The 17,624-nt window shown below is 69.0% G+C and carries 17 protein-coding genes; 10 read left to right on the top strand and 7 right to left on the bottom strand.

The annotated features are described in order from the left end of the window. Positions 1-190: 190 nt before the first annotated feature. Both NON19_RS00355 and NON19_RS00350 read right to left on the bottom strand, forming a co-directional pair. Positions 191-337, bottom strand: a complete 147-nt coding sequence (locus tag NON19_RS00355; RefSeq protein WP_255924459.1) for an MFS transporter small subunit — start codon at positions 335-337, stop codon at positions 191-193. Further along, positions 337-1,710, bottom strand: coding sequence for an L-lactate MFS transporter (locus tag NON19_RS00350; protein WP_255924458.1), 1,374 nt, complete (start codon positions 1,708-1,710; stop codon positions 337-339). The genes NON19_RS00355 and NON19_RS00350 overlap by 1 nt, the downstream gene beginning before the upstream one ends. A gap of 641 nt (positions 1,711-2,351) precedes the next feature. Between NON19_RS00350 and NON19_RS00345 the strand changes: the two genes are divergently transcribed. The 3 genes from NON19_RS00345 to NON19_RS00335 all read left to right on the top strand — a co-directional run bounded on the left by NON19_RS00345 (position 2,352) and on the right by NON19_RS00335 (position 5,849). Then, positions 2,352-2,702: a DUF485 domain-containing protein gene (locus NON19_RS00345; RefSeq protein ID WP_255924457.1), complete on the top strand. Its 351-nt coding sequence runs from the start codon at positions 2,352-2,354 to the stop codon at positions 2,700-2,702. Beyond that, positions 2,699-4,294: a monocarboxylic acid transporter gene (locus tag NON19_RS00340; protein ID WP_255924456.1), complete on the top strand. Its 1,596-nt coding sequence runs from the start codon at positions 2,699-2,701 to the stop codon at positions 4,292-4,294. The genes NON19_RS00345 and NON19_RS00340 overlap by 4 nt, the downstream gene beginning before the upstream one ends. A 436-nt stretch (positions 4,295-4,730) precedes the next feature. Continuing rightward, positions 4,731-5,849, top strand: a complete 1,119-nt coding sequence (locus NON19_RS00335; protein WP_255924455.1) for an ABC transporter ATP-binding protein — start codon at positions 4,731-4,733, stop codon at positions 5,847-5,849. A 94-nt stretch (positions 5,850-5,943) separates the two neighbouring features. Here NON19_RS00335 and NON19_RS00330 read toward each other — a convergent pair whose 3' ends face one another. Next, the gene (locus tag NON19_RS00330; RefSeq protein WP_255924454.1) at positions 5,944-7,161 is read right to left on the bottom strand and encodes an ROK family transcriptional regulator; all 1,218 of its coding nucleotides are present in this window, start codon (positions 7,159-7,161) and stop codon (positions 5,944-5,946) included. Positions 7,162-7,315: 154 nt separating this feature from the next. Here NON19_RS00330 and NON19_RS00325 point away from each other — a divergent pair, with 154 nt between their 5' ends. The 3 genes from NON19_RS00325 (at position 7,316) to NON19_RS00315 (ending at position 10,922) form a co-directional block, all read left to right on the top strand. Then, on the top strand, positions 7,316-8,788 hold the full coding sequence (locus tag NON19_RS00325; RefSeq protein WP_255924453.1) for an APC family permease: 1,473 nt from the start codon (positions 7,316-7,318) through the stop codon (positions 8,786-8,788). Between the two features lie 68 nt (positions 8,789-8,856). After that, positions 8,857-9,876 (top strand): ROK family protein, encoded by a 1,020-nt coding sequence (locus NON19_RS00320; protein ID WP_255924452.1) that lies wholly within the window; start codon positions 8,857-8,859, stop codon positions 9,874-9,876. Continuing rightward, positions 9,876-10,922: an SIS domain-containing protein gene (locus NON19_RS00315; protein ID WP_255924451.1), complete on the top strand. Its 1,047-nt coding sequence runs from the start codon at positions 9,876-9,878 to the stop codon at positions 10,920-10,922. The genes NON19_RS00320 and NON19_RS00315 overlap by 1 nt, the downstream gene beginning before the upstream one ends. A gap of 100 nt (positions 10,923-11,022) precedes the next feature. Here NON19_RS00315 and NON19_RS00310 read toward each other — a convergent pair whose 3' ends face one another. From NON19_RS00310 to NON19_RS00300, 3 genes are read right to left on the bottom strand one after another with little or no spacing between them, the layout of a single operon-like run. Continuing rightward, positions 11,023-11,430 carry a RidA family protein gene (locus tag NON19_RS00310; protein WP_255924450.1) on the bottom strand — a complete coding sequence of 136 codons (408 nt, stop codon included), beginning with the start codon at positions 11,428-11,430 and terminating at the stop codon, positions 11,023-11,025. Positions 11,431-11,459: 29 nt separating this feature from the next. Next, complete coding sequence (locus NON19_RS00305) at positions 11,460-12,212, bottom strand: IclR family transcriptional regulator (RefSeq protein WP_255924449.1); 753 nt, start codon at positions 12,210-12,212, stop codon at positions 11,460-11,462. Positions 12,213-12,260: 48 nt separating this feature from the next. Beyond that, positions 12,261-13,316, bottom strand: coding sequence for a sugar kinase (locus NON19_RS00300; RefSeq protein WP_255924448.1), 1,056 nt, complete (start codon positions 13,314-13,316; stop codon positions 12,261-12,263). A 152-nt stretch (positions 13,317-13,468) separates the two neighbouring features. Here NON19_RS00300 and NON19_RS00295 point away from each other — a divergent pair, with 152 nt between their 5' ends. From NON19_RS00295 to NON19_RS00285, 3 genes are read left to right on the top strand one after another with little or no spacing between them, the layout of a single operon-like run. Beyond that, positions 13,469-13,702 (top strand): hypothetical protein, encoded by a 234-nt coding sequence (locus tag NON19_RS00295; RefSeq protein ID WP_255924447.1) that lies wholly within the window; start codon positions 13,469-13,471, stop codon positions 13,700-13,702. Continuing rightward, positions 13,702-15,303, top strand: coding sequence for an N-acyl-D-amino-acid deacylase family protein (locus NON19_RS00290; RefSeq protein WP_255924446.1), 1,602 nt, complete (start codon positions 13,702-13,704; stop codon positions 15,301-15,303). Before NON19_RS00295 ends, NON19_RS00290 begins: the two co-directional genes overlap by 1 nt. Beyond that, positions 15,300-15,968, top strand: a complete 669-nt coding sequence (locus NON19_RS00285; protein ID WP_255924445.1) for a bifunctional 4-hydroxy-2-oxoglutarate aldolase/2-dehydro-3-deoxy-phosphogluconate aldolase — start codon at positions 15,300-15,302, stop codon at positions 15,966-15,968. Before NON19_RS00290 ends, NON19_RS00285 begins: the two co-directional genes overlap by 4 nt. 132 nt (positions 15,969-16,100) lie before the next feature. Here the strand turns inward: NON19_RS00285 and NON19_RS00280 are convergent, their stop codons facing one another. Beyond that, the gene (locus NON19_RS00280) at positions 16,101-16,544 is read right to left on the bottom strand and encodes a MarR family winged helix-turn-helix transcriptional regulator (protein WP_255924444.1); all 444 of its coding nucleotides are present in this window, start codon (positions 16,542-16,544) and stop codon (positions 16,101-16,103) included. Between NON19_RS00280 and NON19_RS00275 the strand changes: the two genes are divergently transcribed. After that, a complete protein-coding gene (locus NON19_RS00275; RefSeq protein ID WP_255924443.1) occupies positions 16,534-17,535 on the top strand; it encodes an NAD-dependent epimerase/dehydratase family protein in 1,002 nt (333 codons plus the stop codon). The two genes, NON19_RS00280 and NON19_RS00275, sit on opposite strands and share 11 nt — an antisense overlap. The last annotated feature ends 89 nt before the right edge of the window (positions 17,536-17,624 follow it).

Below are 17,624 nucleotides of genomic sequence, written 5' to 3'. Positions count from 1 at the left end.
CGGCGTGCCTGGCAGCGGTCATGAGGTGTGCTCCGATCCCGGAGCGGCTTTCCCACGGGGATACATCACTACGCCGTTTCTCCTGGACCTCCCACGAGAAGGAGGTCGGGTAGGCCGCGGGCAGATCGACCTGGCGGGGACGCTCGCGGGGACGACCCTGTGCCGTGACGATATGCCGAGGCGGCTTCCCCTACTTCAAGAACAGTTTGCGGACAGTCAAAGTGAGCTCGTAGATGCCGTAAACGAAAGGGGCGGTCACCCACAGCCACACCACAACCAGCAAAACAGAAGAGGACTTGGCGGTCTCTGCTGCGGGAGCGCCGACCTGATCACTCATCAGTTGGCTGCCTTTTCTGCCGGAGTGTGCTCGGTTTCGATCTGAGCCGCCGACTCGGGTTCGTGGAACCTCGGATGGACTGGCCGTACCAGTTCGTTTGCGATGAAGCCGACGACGAGCAGTGCGATCATAAGGCCGAACGAGAACGTGTAAAGGTCGGGACCGGTGTGCCCGGCCTTCTTACCGGAATCCGCGAGGGCGTCCACGATCTCCGGCCCGGCCACCCCCGCGACAGACCACGCGGTGAGCAGCCGACCGTGGATCGCGCCGACCTGGTAGGTGCCGAACAAGTCCTTCAGATAGGCGGGCACGGTGGCGAAACCACCGCCGTAGAACGACAGGATCACCATGGTCGAAACGACGAACAACGCGGTACTGCCGCTCTTGTTGAGCAGCACGGCCAGGTAGAGGAGAGCGCCACCGCCCAGGTAGAGACGGTAGATGTTCCTTCGGCCGATCACGTCGGACACCGACGACCATACGAAGCGGCCGGTCATGTTGGCCAGCGAAAGGAGCGCGACGAATCCCGCGGCGGCGGTCGCACTCACCGGGCTGGCGGTACCCCGGAAGAAGTCCTGGATCATCGGGGACGCCTTCTCCAGGATCCCGATCCCAGCTGTGACGTTCATGCACAACACGACCCACAGCAGCCAGAACTGATACGTCCGCACCGCGTTCTTCGCCGATACGTTCGCGGTTGTGACGAGTTTCCCTCCGGTGTCGCCACCCGGCTCCCAGCCGGTCGGCCGCCAGCTGTCCGGGGGCACACGTACCAGCACCACGCCGAGCGACATGAAGACGGCGTAGGCCAGACCGTGCACCAGGAAGGTCGTCGCGATACCGCTCGGGTCGGCACCGAAGGCGGAGAGCATGCTCGCCGACCACGGGGACGCGATCAGCGCGCCACCGCCGAAGCCCATGATCGCGATACCGGTAGCCATACCGGGGCGATCGGGAAACCACTTCATCAAAGTGGACACCGGTGAGATGTAGCCGATCCCGAGCCCGATCCCACCGATGACTCCGTACCCGAGGACCACCAGCCAGTAACTACGCGTGGCCACACCGAGTGAAGCGACCAGGAAGCCCGAGGAGAAGGTCACGAGCGCCACGAACATGGCCCATCGAGGCCCCCTCTTCTCGACCAGGGTTCCGCCGAAGGCGGCGGAGAGCCCAAGCACGAGAATGCCGATCTGGAACGGTAGGGCGCTGGCCGTGCTCGAAATATGGAGAGATTTCTCCAACGGTAGCTTGAAGATACTCCAGGCGTACGCCTGGCCGATCGAGAAGTGAATCGCGAGAGCTGCCGGAGGAATCAGCCATCGATTCCATCCCGGCTCCGCGACGACGCGGGAGCGCTCAAGAAAACCCACCGGTTACCCACTTTCCACCCTCGGAAACAATTCCGGAACCACTCCGCGTCAGCGACTTTTCGCGAACGTATGTCCAGCGCCTCCGAGGTGGGGAGTGTAGGGCAACCCCGTCAACGGTAACAACAGCCGCCGTCTTCCGTGCGCCACGGAACCGGCGTCACCCACGCGTCGCCCGATATCAGCGAGACCCCCGGGCTGTGGCCATTCTTTGCAAAGTCTCCATGATCTCTTCATGAAACATGCCGAGCAATCACTCCTGGAATACCACCACCGTCCGGTACACGGAACCAGAACCCCGGCATCAGAACAATCAGATGAAATGTCCACTATGGCGTCGAATGCCATTGAAATCGCAAAGACCTCGGTCAGGACGAGCACGAGGGCCTCGCTCAGCCGCTCCCGCCGTGCCAACCCCCCTGAATGAGCCAGCCGTTGACCGCATCCGACGCATCGCTACACTTGCGTCCCCGCCAGGTGGTTTCGTCACCCGCTCTCGCCAGGCTGATCGAACGACGCGCAGGCCGCCGTCGCACCATGCCTTTACTGAAATACCCTTGGAGAGGACCATGACGAGAAAGTCGAGGTCGCCCGTGTCGAGTTCAGCCGAACGGTTCGCCACCGGGGCGCCCACCGAACCTGGTATGTCGCTGGTCGAGGACTCCACCCACCCCACACATATTGACCGAGCCGATCCCTCGGCAATTCAGCAGAGTCCGGAGTTCGTTCTGCTCCGTAGGCGGTTGCGGCTTTTCGTCTTCCCGGTGAGCCTCGCCTTCTTCTGCTGGTACATGGCTTTCGCTGTTCTGTCGGCCTACGACCGCGGATTCATGAAGCACAAAGTGACCGGCGAGATCAACATGGGCACCCTGTTCGGTCTGCTGCAATTCGTGACAACGCTGGTGATCGCGTTGTCGTACCGGCGCTTCGCCGATAAGAAACTCGATCCCCAGGTGGATATTATCAAGGAACTGGCGGGAGCCGGCAAGGAATGACAGTGCAGCTCGCGGCCGGTGCTACCGGCAATCCCGCGATCAACGTCGGCATTTTTCTTGCCTTCGTCGCCGTCACGCTGTTCATCGTCTACAAGGTCAGCAGTAGCAGTCCGACAGCATCTGACTACTACGCCGCTGGAAGCGCCTTCAACGGCGTACAGAACGGTGTAGCGCTATCCGGTGACTTTCTTTCCGCAGCTTCTTTCCTCGGCATCTCCGGGGCGATCGCCGTCCACGGATACGACGGGTTTCTCTACTCGGTCGGGTGGGTTGTCGCCTGGCTGGTCGCCCTCCTGCTCATCGGCGAGAGGCTGCGTAACACGGGACGGTTCACCGTCGGCGACGTGATGGCCTTCCGCATGAAACAGCGCCCGGTGCGGGCGGCGGCAGCCAACGCCACCCTGGTGATCACGTTCTTCTACATGCTCGCCCAGATGGCCGGCGCTGGCGGGCTCATCGCCCTGCTGCTCCATGTGCAGAGCAAGGGCGGGCAAGCCCTCATCATCACGGGGGTTGGCGCGGTCATGGTCTTCTACGTCCTGGTGGGCGGCATGAAGGGCACGACCTGGGTCCAGATCGTCAAAGCGACCCTCCTGCTGCTCTGCGTGACCCTCATCGGCGTGTTCCTCCTCGGCAAGTTCGGGTTCAGCTTCTCGCAGATCCTCGAGCATGCGGCGCAGAACAGCCCCTCCGGCGAGCGCATCCTGGACCCAGGTGCCTGGTACGGCAAGAACGCGATAACCGAACTCGACTTCGTCTCGCTCGCGCTCTCTCTGGTACTCGGTATCTCCAGCCTGCCGCACGTGCTCATGCGCTTCTACACGGTGCCCAACGCCAAGGAGGCACGTAGTTCCGTGGTGTGGTGCTCGTGGGCAATGGTCATCTTCTACCTGGGAATTCTGGTCGTCGGCTACGGCGCCACCGCTCTGGTCGGTTCGGACACGATTCTGCGTGCCCCGGGTGGGGAGAACTCCGCAGCGCCACTTCTCGCCTTCAAGATCGGCGGGGAGGTACTGCTGGGCATCGTCTGCGCGGTGGCTTTCGCGACCATCCTCGCGGTGGTCGCTGGCCTGACGCTGGCCGCCGCCGCCTCGTTCGCGCACGACGTCTACGCCAACGTCGTCCGAAACGGCGACGCTGATCCGCGGTCAGAAGTGCGGGTCGCCCGTCTGACGGCGGTCGTCATCGGGTGTCTGGCCATCGTCGGCGGCATCGTCGCCAACGGTCAGAACGTCGCCTTTCTGGTGTCGTTGGCCCTGGCGCTCGCCGCGTCCGCCAACTTGTCGACCATGCTCTACACGCTCTACTGGAAGCGCTTCAACACGACCGGGACACTGTGGAGCATCTATGGCGGTCTGGCATCCTGCCTCGTCCTCATCATCTTCTCACCGGCGATCTCGGGCACACCCACGTCGATCGTGAAGAGTGTCGACTTTCACTGGTTCCCCCTCACCAACCCCGGCATCGTGTCGATTCCGCTCTCTTTCCTCTGCGGCTACCTTGGGACCGTTTTCAGCAAGCAGCCCGCGGACCCCGGCAAGCAAGCGGAGATGGAAGTGCGGGCACTCACCGGACTGGGCGTCAAGCTGTAGCTGCGAGCGGGATCCTCCACGCGATGCGTTGCCTGAACGGTGCTGGCCGAGAGTCGGCCAGCACCGTTTGCGTACGCCCGCGTAGCACGACGCTGGGCCGCACGTCGCCCCCCAGCGGACAGCCTTCCTGTCATCAAGGCCAGTACCGGTGGCCCCAGCGCGTCATCGAGCCGGTGCGCCCGCAGGTGGCCACGGGCCGCACGCGACGGGTCTTACAAGGCCGGTCCGGTGCAGGGCGCCCGCTCGGGCCGCAGTAGGGCCAGCGGGAATTGTTGCCAGGCGGGTACTGACAACGGCGCGGGTGGCCGGTAGCGTCCGGGGAAGTTCGCTCCAGGGTGGACTGGACCTTGCTTCCGGGTGTCACGCAGACCCCGGAGAGGGGCTTCCTTTACTCGGATCGTCCGGCACGTTCCTGCCGGTGAAGGGATCACACATCATGGCCACTGTCACGTTCGACAAGGCGACCCGTATCTATCCGGGCTCCGACCGGGCGGCCGTCGACTCGCTCGAAATCGAGATCGCGGACGGCGAGTTCCTCGTACTCGTCGGGCCCTCCGGGTGCGGAAAGTCGACCTCGCTGCGGATGCTCGCCGGGCTCGAAGACGTCAACGACGGCGCCATCCGCATCGGCGACCGCGATGTGACGCACTTGCCGCCGAAGGACCGGGACATCGCCATGGTGTTCCAGAACTACGCGCTCTACCCCCACATGACCGTCGCCGACAACATGGGCTTCGCACTCAAGATCGCCGGGGTGAACAAGGCGGAGATCCGCACCCGGGTCGAGGAGGCGGCGAAGATCCTGGACCTCACCGAGTTCCTGGGCCGCAAGCCGAAGGCGCTCTCCGGCGGTCAGCGGCAGCGGGTCGCGATGGGGCGGGCGATCGTGCGGGAGCCGCAGGTGTTCCTCATGGACGAGCCGCTGTCCAACCTCGACGCGAAGCTGCGCGTACAGACGCGCACGCAGATCGCCGGGCTGCAGCGGCGGCTGGGCACGACCACCGTCTACGTCACGCACGACCAGGTCGAGGCCATGACGATGGGCGACCGGGTGGCCGTGCTCAAGGACGGGGTGCTCCAGCAGGTCGACTCGCCGCGCAACATGTACGACCGGCCAGCGAACCTGTTCGTCGCCGGATTCATCGGCTCGCCAGCCATGAACCTGGTCGAGGTGCCGATCACTGACGGCGGCGTGAAGTTCGGCAACAGCGTGGTGCCGGTCAACCGCGAGGCCATCGCGACGGCCGCCGACAAGGGCGACCGCACGGTCACCGTCGGCGTGCGCCCCGAGCACTTCGACGTCGTCAGCGGCGAGACGGCCTCCCTGGCCAAGGACGAGCCCGCGGGCGTGGCCGTCACCGTGAACGTCGTGGAGGAACTCGGCGCCGACGGCTACGTCTACGGCACCGCCGAGATCGGCGGCGAGCAGAAGGACATCGTGGTGCGCGTCGGCGGTCGCGACGTACCGCTCAAGGGTGACGTCCTGCATGTCGTGCCGCGGGGCGGCGAGACCCACGTCTTCTCGACCTCCACCGGCGAGCGGCTCAGCGACTGACCCCTCCGGTTGTACGGCCATCCGCGCTGCTCGCGCGGGTGGCCGTGCAGCCGCTGTGTAGTGGAGGTGACCGGATCTGAGCCGCAGGCTGCTCTCATCGGTCCGCGTTCGTCGCGTGGCGTTCGAAGACCGTCGGGCGGGCGCTGCGCACCGCGCACGCGATGGCGCCGAAGAGGACGGCGTCGTCCCCGAGCGTGCTTGGGGCAACCTCGGGGTGCAGTGGTGTCATCCGATACAGCGCCTCGCGGAGGGGCGGGAGCAGCAGGTCTGCGCTGTGGCCGACGCCGCCGCCGAGGACGACCAGGTCCGGGTCGAGCACCGCGGAGATCGCGGCGACCACCAGGGCCAGCCGCTCGCCCTCGCGGGCCACTGCCTCTCTTGCCTCCGGGCGTCCCGCCCTGGCCGCGTCGAAGACGTGCTTGGCGGTGGGCGCGTCGCGCAGGCCGAGTTCGCGGGCGGTGCGCACGATCGCGTCGGCGGCGACGGCACTCTCCAGCGCGCCCCGGGCCTGCGTGTCCTGTGCGTCCCGGACAGGCGGGGTCGCGGCCGGGCCGAGGGCGGCGTGGAGGAGCGGCAGGTACCCGATCTCTCCGGCGGCGCCGTTGGCGCCGGTAAAGAGTTCGCCGTTGGCGATGACGCCCATGCCGAGGCCGGTGCCGACCAGCAGGTAGACGAAGAGGCGGCGGTCCCGGCCCGTTCCGAAGGCGTACTCCCCGAGCGCGGCCAGGTTGGCGTCGTTGTGTATGGACAGATCCGGGCCGCCGAGTTGCGCGCGCAGTTGCTGAACCAGTCCTGCCCGGCCCCAGCCGGGCAGGTTCGAGGCGTAGCGGACCCGGCCGGACTCGGCGTCGAAGACGCCGGGCGTGCCGACGGCGGCGTGCACCACCTGGTCGTTGGCGACGCCAGCCTCCGCGAGGGCGCGTTCGGCCGCCGCCGCAACGGCGTCGGCGACGGCGTCAGCGGTGGTTCCCTCGTTGGGGACGTCGACGCGGGCCTGGATCTCGCTGGCCAGGTCGGCTACGGCGATGCGCAGCCGGGCCCGGCCAATGTCGACGCCGAGGACGTAGCCAGCCGTAGGGTCGGGCTCGTAGAGCACTCCGCTGCGGCCGCGCTCGGGGACGATCATGCCGACCTCGCGGACCAGCCCGCCTTTTTCCAGTGAGGCCAGCGCGCTGGACACGGTCGGCTTGGACAGCCCGGTGTCGCGGGCCAGTTGGGCTCGGGTCGCGGCGCCGACGCCGCGGAGGTGTTCGAGCAGCAACAGCTCGTTGTTGCTGCGCAGGCGCTGTCGGCTCCAGGGTTGCTCGTCCACGGGCTCCTGATCCTCGGTTGTCGTCCGGGCCGTCACTCTTCGGCCCACGAAGGTAGGCACTCGAACTTGTCAGATCGGGGATGGCCCTTGACCCAGCTAGTAAAGGAATTTAACTTTACAGCCCCTCCCCTCCTCGTCCGCAGAGGTTGCCTCCATGTCCGAGTCCCCTAGACCGTCCGGATTTTCCAGAAGTATCGGCCTTTTCCAGGCAACTGCCATCAACATGAGTCAGATGTGTGGGATCGGTCCCTTCGTCACGATTCCGCTCATGGTCGCCGCCTTCGGCGGCCCCCAGGCCCTGATCGGCTGGGTCGCCGGGGCGGTCCTCGCCCTGGTCGACGGTCTGGTCTGGGCGGAGCTCGGCGCCTCGCTGCCTGGCGCCGGCGGCACGTACGTCTACCTGCGTGAGGCTTTCCAGTACCGGTCCGGGAAGCTCATGCCGTTCCTGTTCGTCTGGACGGCCATGCTCTTCATCCCGCTGATCATGTCGACCGGCGTCCAGGGCATGGTCCAGTACCTCGGCTATCTGTGGCCGGGTATGACCACCGGCCAGGGCGACATCGTCGGCGTCGCCGTCGTCGCCCTCATGGTGGTGCTCCTGTGGCGCAAGGTCGAGAACGTGGGCAAGGTCACCGTCGTGATGTGGGCGGTCATGATCCTGTCCGTCGCCGCCGTGATCCTGGCCTCGTTCACGCACTTCCACTCGTCGCTGGCCTTCACCTGGCCCGCGCACGCGATCCAGCTGACCCGTGGGGCGTTCTGGATCGGCTTCGCCTCGGGCCTGACGATAGGCATCTACGACTACCTCGGCTACAACACCTCCGCCTACCTGGGTGCCGAGATCAAGAACCCGGGCCGGGTCATGCCGCGCTCGATCATCTGGTCCATCCTCGCGATCATGGGCATCTATCTGCTGCTGCAGATCGGCGTGCTCGGCGTCATCCACTGGCAGGACATGCTCGACCCCAAGAACGTCGCCTCCCAGTCGGTCGCCTCGGCCGTTATGGAGAAGACGTTCGGCAAGACCGCCGCCGACATCGTCACCGTGCTGATCCTGGTCACCGCCTTCGCCTCGGTCTTCACCGGCCTGCTCGGCGGCTCCCGGGTGCCCTTCACCGCCGCCCGCGACAAGGTCTTCTTCCGCTCCTTCGCCAAGCTCCACCTGAAGCACGGCTTCCCGGTCCGCGGCCTGGTCACGATGGGTGTGATCACCGCGGCCGGTTTCCTGCTCGCCCGCCACCTCGACGCCTCCGCCGTCCACCCGCCTCTGACGATCCTGATCACCCTGCTGACCACGGTCATGGTGATCATCCAGGCGCTCGCCCAGATCGCCGCCGTGACCGTGCTGCGCAAGCGGCAGCCGAACCTGGCCCGCCCGTACAGGATGCTGCTCTACCCGTTGCCCAGCGTGGTGGCCTGCATCGGCTGGCTGGTCATCTACGGCTACGCGGACAAGGCGAACCCGGGCCTCCACCCCATCGAATGGTCCATCGGCTGGGTCGCCCTCGGCGTCGTCGCCTTCCTGATCTGGTCCCGGGTGGAGAAGGCCTGGCCCTTCGGCGAGAAGGAGATCCACGAGCAGTACCTCGCCGAGCAGCCGTCCGAACTCGCCGGTCTCACCTCCTGAAAAACAGCCGATCAGCGGGTCCGGCCGGATTCTCCGCCCGGCCGGACCGCGCACGAGGAACGCCCCTGATGCTGGAACAGCCCGAATCCCTCCCACGCCCCTGCGACGGTCCCACCCCCGACGCCGCCGGTGACGGCCCTCCCTTCACGGTGATCGGCATCGATTTCGGCGGGACCAAGACCGAACTCGCCCTCGCCGACTCGCACGGCACCGTCCTCGCCCGCGTCCGCCTGGACACCCTGGCCGAGCGCGGACCCGACCAGACCCTCGCCCGGGCCGCCGAAGCCGCCCGGCGCCTGGCCCGAGAGGCGGCCGAGCGGTTCGCCGCCCCGGTCGCCGCCCACGCGGCTGTCGCCCCGGGCATCGTCCAGCCCGACCGCATCCTGCTCACCCCCAACCTGCCGGGCTGGGAGCAGTTGGCCCTGTCCGCACGGCTCGCCGAGGAGCTCGGCGCGCCGGAGGTCGCCGTCGCCAACGACGTGCGAGCCGGAGCGCTCGCGGAACTGCGCTTCGGCGCGCTGCGCGACGCGGACCCGGGCCTGTACGTCAGCCTCGGCACCGGCATCGCCGCGGCGCTCACCGTCGGCGGGCGCGTCATCGCAGGCGCCCACCAGGCGGCCGGGGAGATCGCCTACATCAACCCCGGCGGCGCCCCGGTGGACGCGGTCCGGGCCGGGCACGCCCCGCTGGAGGAACTCGTCGGCGGCAAAAGCCTCGGCGAACGTGCGGAGGAACTGCTCGGCGCGCCAGCCAGCGCCGCCGACCTCTTCCACAGCACCGATCCGGCGGCCCGCGACCTCGCCGAACATGCGCTCACCGTCCTCGCGATGACCCTCGCCAACCTGTCGGTCTTCGCCGACCCCGCCCGCATCGTCCTCGGCGGCGGCATGATGGCCGCCGCCGACGTGATCCTGCCGACGCTGCAACGCCTGCTCGCCGGCGCGACGCCCTTCCCGGCGGAGCTGCGGCCCGCCCGCTTCCGCAAGGACGCCTCCCTCCACGGCGCGGTCACCCTCGCCCTGGACAGCCTGCGACCGCTGCCGAAGGCCGCACGTTGCCGCCCCACCGCATCTCTCGGAGCCCTTTGATGATCCCCTCCCAACTGACCCGTCCTGGTAGCCGGATGGACGCCGAGATGCGGCAGCAGCCCGAGGTGCTGGCGGCGCTCGCCGAGCGCTGGGCGGTCCTGACCGCGCAGGTCGCCGCCCTGTCCGGCGGCACGGCGCCGCTCGGCGTGGCCTTCCTCGCGCGCGGCTCCTCCGACCACGCCGCCCTGCTCGGCCGCTACGCGGTCGAGCTCACGACCGGTCTGCCCACCTGCCTGGTCGCGCCGAGCCTCGCGACGGCGTACGGGAAGGCGCCGACGGGCTTGCGGGGTTGGCTGCTGGTCGCGCTCTCCCAGTCCGGCCGCACCCCGGAGATCGTCGACCTCTCCCGCCGCTACGCCGCCGCGGGCGCGAAGGTGATCGCGGTGACCAACGACGGGGCCTCCGAACTGGCGGGCGCGGCCCACCTCTCGATCCCGCTGGACGCGGGCCCGGAACTGGCGGTGCCCGCCACGAAGACCGTCACCGGCCAGCTTCTGGCCGTCCTCGCCATCGCCGCGGGACTCGCCCCGGGATACCTGACACAGGCTCAGGCGGCCGCGCTGCCGAACGCCGTGTCAGGCGTGCTGGCCGACACCGACGCGCCGGAGCGTGCGGCGCGGCTGCTGGCCGCGCACAACCGGCTGGCCGTCGTCGGGCGCGGCGCCTGCTATCCGGCGGCATTGGAGGGTGCGTTGAAACTCCAGGAGACCACCGGGCTGATGGCCCACGGATGGTCCACCGCCGACTTTCGCCATGGTCCCATCGCCGTCTGCGGCCCCGACGCCCCGGCCCTGCTCCTCGCAGGCTCCGGCCCGGCCGACACGGACACCCTCGATGTCCGCAACGCCCTCGCCGAGCGCCGCGCCCCGATCCTGCTGGCTGGCACCGCCCCCGGCGCCGACCTGCCCTGGCCCGCCCTCGGCCACCTCGGCGAGTGCATCCCCGCGACGGTACGGGCCCAGCAACTGGCCCTCGCCACCGCGCGAAGCCTCGGCGTCGACCCGGACCGTCCGACCGGGCTCAACAAGGTCACACTGACCAGTTAGCCTCGCGCTTTCATGAGGCGGGCTGCCCGGCAGGTGGTCAGCACCGCAGAAAGTGCCCGCGGCGGACGACCAGTTCGACGGCCCTGCTCTTCCGTGAGTCTCAGCCGACGACGGCTTGCGCGTCGATCTCGACCAGCATCGGCTCCTGGGGCAGGCCGACGAAGACGGTGGTACGGCACGGCTTCACACCGCCGGGCCTGGTGTTCTGCTCGATGAACTCGGCGTAGGCCTCGTTCATCAACGGGAAGTGCGCGCGTTCGGTCAGGTAGACACGGAACATCACCACGTCGTCGATCGTGCCGCCGCCAGCCTCGACGATCGCCTTGACGTTCTCCAGGGTGCGCCGGGTCTGCGCCTTCACATCTCCGTGGTGGAGGTACTCCCCGGTGGCCGGGTCCTGCGGGCCCTGGCCGGAGACCTGCAGGATCGGGCCCTTGCGGACGCCCTGGGAGAACGTCCAGGCGGGCGCGGGCGCACCGGCGGTGCGGATTTCGGTCTTCTCGGTCATGGTGTGCTCCTGGGTGCTGTTGGTGGTGGTCACGGTGACTGCGCGGGCAGTCCGGCGTCGATGGAGATCGCCCGGGTCGTGGCGAGCAGTTGGGGAAGTAGCTCCAGCACCTGCTCGTACGGGAGCACCATGTCCGGTACCAAGATCGAGGCCGCGGCGACCACGAGTCCGCTGGCGTCGCGGACCGGGGCGGCGATGCAGTTGATGAACGCCTCGTCCTCGCCGTGGTCTTGTGCCCAGCCCTGCGCCGCGACCGTCTCCAACTCGGCCAGCAGGGCTTGCGCACTGGTGATGGTGTTCGCGGTGCGCGGGGTGAAGTCGATGGCGGAAACCGCGCGTTGCCGCTCGGGAAGCGGCAGGCAGGCCAGCAGCACCTTGGAGACGGCAGCCGAGTGCAGCGTCGCCCGCAGCCCGATCCTTGAGTACATCCTGACGGGGTGCCGGGAGTCGTACTTGTCGATGTAGACCACCTCTCCGCCCTCGTAGGCCGCGAGATGGACGGTCTGTCCGGTGGCCGCGTTGAGTTTGGCGAGGTGGGGCGCGGCGGTGCGGCGAATGCCTCGCTGCTCCAGCGCCAGACTGGACAGGGCGAACAGACCGGCACCCAGGTGGTAGCGGTAGGCCGCGTCCCGGTAGACGAAGCGCTGCTCCTCCAGGCTCTGCAACAGGCGCAGCACGGTGCTCTTGTGCACGCCGATCAGCTCGGCCAACTGGTCGAGCGAGCGGTCGCCCTCGCCGAGCTCGGCGAGCAGGCGCAGGGCGCGGGTGACGGTCTGGCTCATGATCCGCTGGTGCTCCAAGGTGAGTTAGTCGGTCCGGTCCCTGAACGGTCAGGTGACGGCCGCAGACACGATGCCATCTCTTGAGACGCGGGTGGCGGCCCACTCCTCGGCGGGCAAGGCGAGCAGGGCGGCGACCACGTCGTCGGGCGGTATCCGGCCCTGATCACCGTGGACCGTCAGCGTGCAGGCCGCCGTCAGGTGGCCGAGCCGCAGTCGGCGACGCTGGTCGAGGCCGCGCGCGGTGCCAGCGAGATAACCGGCGGCGAAGGCGTCGCCCGCCCCGGTCGGCTCGACCACCTCGACGGTCAGAGCGGGCTCGGTGACGGCGGGGCCGCCCTGGCCGAGGGCCGTCACCGTGTGACCGGAGTCCTTGACCACCACGGTGGCGGGAGAAGGGAACATCGCGCGCAGCACCTCAGGGTCGGCCGTACCGAGCGCCGCCTCGGCCTCGTCGGCACCGAGCAGGAGCACATCGGCCGCGTTCAACAGCCCGAGCAGCACTCTGGGGTCCCGGCCGTGCCAGAGGACGGGCCGCCAGTTGAGGTCGAAGCTGACCAGTCGGCCGCGCCGCCTCCCGGGATCGAGCAGGGCGCGGACCAAGGCGAGGCAACTGTCGGAGAGCGCGGGCGTGATCCCGGTCAGATGCAGCATCCGGGCAGCCGTGAGCAGCCGGGCCGCCGCCGGGTCGGCCAGCAGCTCGGGCGAGAGGGCGGAGGCCGCGGATCCGGCGCGGTAGTAGTGCAGCCGACTGCGCCCGGCGCCAAGGTCGTTGGGGTGCTCCGAGCCGCCGATCTCCTTGAGGTAGACGCCGGTGGGCCGCCGTGGGTCGACCGCCACCGCGGAGGTGTCGACGCCGTGCGCGGCGACCTCGGCGACGAGCCGCCGACCGAACCCGTCGTCGCCGACCCGGCTGATCCAGGCGCTCGGGACACCGAGGGCGGCTAGCGCGCAGGCGACGTTGGATTCCGCACCGCCCGCGGACGCGGAGAAGGTGCTGATCGTTTCCAGCGGACCTGGCCCGTCCGGCAGCAGTACCGCCATCGACTCGCCCAGACACACCGCGTGCGGGAGCGGCTCGGTGGTTGCGGCGTCCTGGAATGCCATCGGATTGCGTTCCCCCGCGTCGATCGGACCGTTGACCGGTGTCGCCGACGAATGCTAGAAGGGTAACTTCAGTATATGCAATGTCAATTGCATATGTTGCAACGCGCACAATGCAGTGCCGAGGTGCGGGAACCAATCGAAGGGGCACCGCCGTGGACTTCCAGACCTACGCGAGCCTCGGCAGCACCGCCGGGACGAAGGCGCGAATGGCCGCACTCGCCGACGCCCTCCTGGACTGGCGGTTCACGGCGCTTCCTCCCGCCGCGCGGGGCCTGACCGTCCGCGAATACCGGGCCACCGGGGCGGCGTGGTCGCTGATCCCCGTCCCGGACGACGCGGACAGCCCTGAGCCACGGGTGGCCGATCTGGTGAGGACGTCCTTCTGATGTCCGACCTGCTCTTCCGCGACGCCACCGTCGTCGACGGCACCGGAGCCGACCGCTACCGCGCTGACGTCACCGTCACCGCCGGGTTCATCACCGAAGTGGGAACCAACCTGACGGGGCGTCATATCATCGACGCGGACGGCCTCGTCCTCACGCCCGGTTTCATCGACATGCACACGCACTCCGACCTGGAAGTGCTGGTCGAACCCGAGCACCCGTCCCGCGTCACCCAGGGCATCACCTGCGAGGTACTCGGCCAGGACGGCCTGTCCTACGCCCCGGTCGACGACACCACGCTGGCCGCGCTGCGCCGTCAACTCGCGGGGTGGAACGGCGATCCGGAGGGCTTCGACTGGAACTGGCGTACCGTCGCCGAGTACCTCGACCGGCTCGACCGGGGCATCGGCGTCAACGCCTGTTACCTGGTACCGCACGGTTCCGTTCGGATGCTCGCGATGGGCTGGGACAACCGGCCGCCGACCGCCGGGGAGCTCTGCCTGATGCGGGAGCTGCTGGCCCAGGGGATGGCGCAGGGCGCGGTCGGCATGTCCAGCGGCCTCACCTACCCGCCCGGGATGTACGCCGACACCGATGAGCTGGTGGCGCTGTGCCGGGTGGTCGCCGAGTTCGGCGGCTTCCACGCCCCGCACCAACGCTCCTACGGCAAGGGCGCGTTGGCGGGCTACTCCGAGATGGTGGAGATCACCCGCCGGTCCGGCTGCCCGCTCCACCTGACGCACGCCACGATGAACTTCGAGGTCAACCGGGGCAGGGCCGTCGAGCTGCTGACCCTGGTGGATGCGGCCCTCGCGGACGGCTGCGACATCACGCTGGACAGCTATCCCTATCTTCCCGGATCCACCACGCTGGCCGCGCTGCTGCCCAGTTGGGCGGCCGAGGGGGGACCCGACGCCCTTCTCGCCCGGCTCGCCGAGCCGGGTGCCCGGGAGCGGATCCGGGTCGACCTCGAAGAGCGGGGCAGCGACGGCTGCCACGGCGTGGTCGCCGACTGGGCCACCATCCAGATCTCCGGCGTCCGCAACCCGCGACTGGCCGACGCCGTCGGCCGGACCGTCGCCGAACTCGCCGCGTGGCGGCGGCGCAAGGGCACCGAGGTGTTCTTCGACCTGCTGCGCCAGGACGAGTTGGCCACCACCATCCTCCAGCACGTCGGCCACGAGGAGAACGTACGGGCCATCATGCGGCACCCCGCCCACACCGTCGGCAGCGACGGACTGCTCGTGGGAGTCCGGCCACACCCCCGGGCCTGGGGCACCTTCCCCCGCTATCTCGCCCACTACAGCCGTGGGTTGGGCATTCTCACGCTTGAGGAGGCGATCGCCCGGATGACCGGCCGCCCGGCCCGTCGACTGAAACTCGACCGCCGGGGCCTGGTCCGGCCCGGCTACCACGCCGACCTGGTGCTGTTCGACCCCCACACCGTCCAGGACACCGCCACCTTCGACCACCCCCGGCGCCCCGCCGCCGGTATCGAGTACGTCTACGTCAACGGCACCGCCGTCCTCCGCCAAGGCTCCCCCACCGGCGCCCTGCCCGGACGCGCCCTGCGAAGAACTCCCCGAGGAACCAAGGCCACATGACCCGTCCCGCAGCCACCGAACTGCGCGCCGCTCTGGCGGAGGACCCGGTGATCGCCGTCATCAGGGCACCGCGCATACCCGACGCCGCCGCGCTCTGCGAGGCGCTCGCCGCCGGCGGTATCCACCGCACGGAGTTCACCTTCACCACACCAGGAACGCCAGGCCACCTGGCCGACGCAAGCGCCGCCGGACACCGGGTCGGCGCGGGCACCGTGCTGACCGCCGAGCAAGCCGAGCAGGCGATCGCCGCCGGGGCGTTCTTCCTGGTCACGCCCGGCCTGCGCCCGGCCGTCGCCGAGACCGCCCGCACCGCGGGAGTCGCCGCCGTGCTCGGCGCGCTGACCCCCACCGAGGTGGCCGAGGCCCTCGACCTCGGTGCGGCCGCGGTCAAGGTCTTCCCCGCCAAGGCCTTCGGCCCCGGTTACTTCAGTGACCTTCGCGGTCCCTTTCCCGACGCCCCGCTCATCGCCTCCGGCGGAGTCACCAGCAGGAACGCCGCACAGTTCCTCGCCCACGGTGCGCTGGCCGTGTGCGCCGGAACCGACGTCGTTCCCCCGGCCGCTGTGGCGGACGGCGACTGGGCCGAAATCACCCGCCGGGCCAGGGTGTTCACCCTGGCCCGCGGATCCGCCAGGAACAGGAGGAACGGGCCATGTCCGATCTGATCGACTGGCTGCGGGCCTCCACCGGTGGCCTGCTGCTGGCGCTGGGCACCGGAACGCCGGTGTCGAAGATGGTCGGCACCGCGCTGCCCAGCAAGGAATAACGGCCGACACCAGCTCAGGAACGCTGCGAGTTCATTCTGAGTACGGCCGCTGCAGCGGTCGCATTTTCGTGAGCAGCGCGAGCAGGGTGCCCTGTTCCTCCGCGTCGAGGTCGGCGAAGAGGCCGGAGGCGTGCAGCCGGGTTCTCAGCACGTCCCAGAGTTCATGCCCGCGTTCGGTCAGGGCCAGGGTGCGCTTGCGGCCGTCGGCGGGATGGGGCTGGCGGGCGACGAGTCCCGTGGCCTGGAGTTTGTCGGCGACGAGGCTGACCGTGGAGGGGTCGCAGCGCAGCCGGGCCGCCACTTCTCTCATCGTCGGCGGCTCGGTTCCCGGAGCGAGCGCCCACAGCGCACCAGCCACGGAGGCTGGCACTCCGAACTCGCCGAGCACCTCGGCCACGACCGCGTCCGCCGCGTTTCCCACCTCCACCAGAACAAGGACGATCGACCGCCATGCCGACGAGACGGTGCTTGTCACGGGCGGAACGGGTTACCTGGCCGGTTGGGTGATCTCGGGCCTGCTCCAGCGCGGCTACCGGGTGCGCACCACCGTGCGCGGCCTCGACAAGGCAGAGCAGGTGCGCGCTGCCGTCGGCGAGCAGGCAGGCGGACTGGCGGCCGAGGCCGTCGAGTTCGCGGCCGTTGACCTCCTACGCGACGACGGGTGGGACGAGGCGGTCGCGGGTGCCGACTACGTGCTGCACACCGCCTCGCCGATGCCCTTCGGCTCGGGCGTGGACCTCATCACCACCGCCCGCGAGGGCACCCGCCGCGTCCTGGGCGCCGCCGCCCGCGCCGGGGTGAAGCGTGCCGTGCTCACCTCTTCCGGCGTCACGGCCGACACCGGCGACCCGGCCACGGCCGCGACTGAATCGGTGCGAACCGCCCCGTCCGCCACACCGCTTCGCGCGTACCCCGACTCCAAGATCCTCGCCGAGCGCGACGCATGGGATCTCGCCGCCGCGACCGGCCTCGAACTGACCGCCGTCCTCCCGACGTTCATGCAGGGCCCCATGCTGGGCCGGTCGAACAGGCCGGGAACGGTCGAGATCATCCGCCGCCTGCTCACCCGTGAGATTCCCGCCGTGCCGAACATCGGATGGAACGTCGTCGACGTCCGCGACATCGCCGAACTGCACATACTCGCCATGACCAGCCCAGCCGCCGCGGGCCAGCGCTTCCTCGGGTCGGGCAGCTTCTGGTGGTACCGGGACATCGCCCGGATCCTGCGCGAGAAGCTCCCGGACGAAGCAGCCAAGGTGCCCACACGCACCATGCCCGACATCATCGTCAAGCTCCTCGCCCACCTGAACCCGCAGATGGCGATGGTGCGCCCCGAACTGGGCCGCACAAGGCTCGTCGACAGCAGCAAGGCCCGCACCCAGCTCGGCTGGCGCCCCCGCCCCACCGAGCAGACCATCATCGACACCGCCACCGCGCTCATCGCCAACAACGCACTGAGCAGGTAGCAGCCACCGACGCCGCCATCGCGATCCGGGGGCTGGACCACAAGACCGCTTGCGCTGTGGAGGATCGCGTACGTGGAAAGACACCGGCG

The organism is Streptantibioticus rubrisoli, from assembly GCF_024436055.1.
GTDB classification, from domain to species: domain Bacteria; phylum Actinomycetota; class Actinomycetes; order Streptomycetales; family Streptomycetaceae; genus Streptantibioticus_A; species Streptantibioticus_A rubrisoli.
This window is presented reverse-complemented; position numbering and strand designations above follow the sequence as displayed.

Bases quoted from the DNA above. Each gene is read 5' to 3' on its own strand.
- NON19_RS00355 (WP_255924459.1), bottom strand. From the start codon at position 337: ATGAGTGATCAGGTCGGCGCTCCCGCAGCAGAGACCGCCAAGTCCTCT.
- NON19_RS00290 (WP_255924446.1), top strand. From the start codon at position 13,702: ATGTCCGACCTGCTCTTCCGCGACGCCACCGTCGTCGACGGCACCGGA.
- NON19_RS00315 (WP_255924451.1), top strand. From the start codon at position 9,876: ATGATCCCCTCCCAACTGACCCGTCCTGGTAGCCGGATGGACGCCGAG.
- NON19_RS00325 (WP_255924453.1), top strand. From the start codon at position 7,316: ATGTCCGAGTCCCCTAGACCGTCCGGATTTTCCAGAAGTATCGGCCTT.
- NON19_RS00285 (WP_255924445.1), top strand. From the start codon at position 15,300: ATGACCCGTCCCGCAGCCACCGAACTGCGCGCCGCTCTGGCGGAGGAC.
- NON19_RS00345 (WP_255924457.1), top strand. From the start codon at position 2,352: ATGTCGCTGGTCGAGGACTCCACCCACCCCACACATATTGACCGAGCC.
- NON19_RS00305 (WP_255924449.1), bottom strand. From the start codon at position 12,212: ATGAGCCAGACCGTCACCCGCGCCCTGCGCCTGCTCGCCGAGCTCGGC.
- NON19_RS00300 (WP_255924448.1), bottom strand. From the start codon at position 13,316: ATGGCATTCCAGGACGCCGCAACCACCGAGCCGCTCCCGCACGCGGTG.
- NON19_RS00320 (WP_255924452.1), top strand. From the start codon at position 8,857: ATGCTGGAACAGCCCGAATCCCTCCCACGCCCCTGCGACGGTCCCACC.
- NON19_RS00310 (WP_255924450.1), bottom strand. From the start codon at position 11,430: ATGACCGAGAAGACCGAAATCCGCACCGCCGGTGCGCCCGCGCCCGCC.
- NON19_RS00335 (WP_255924455.1), top strand. From the start codon at position 4,731: ATGGCCACTGTCACGTTCGACAAGGCGACCCGTATCTATCCGGGCTCC.
- NON19_RS00340 (WP_255924456.1), top strand. From the start codon at position 2,699: ATGACAGTGCAGCTCGCGGCCGGTGCTACCGGCAATCCCGCGATCAAC.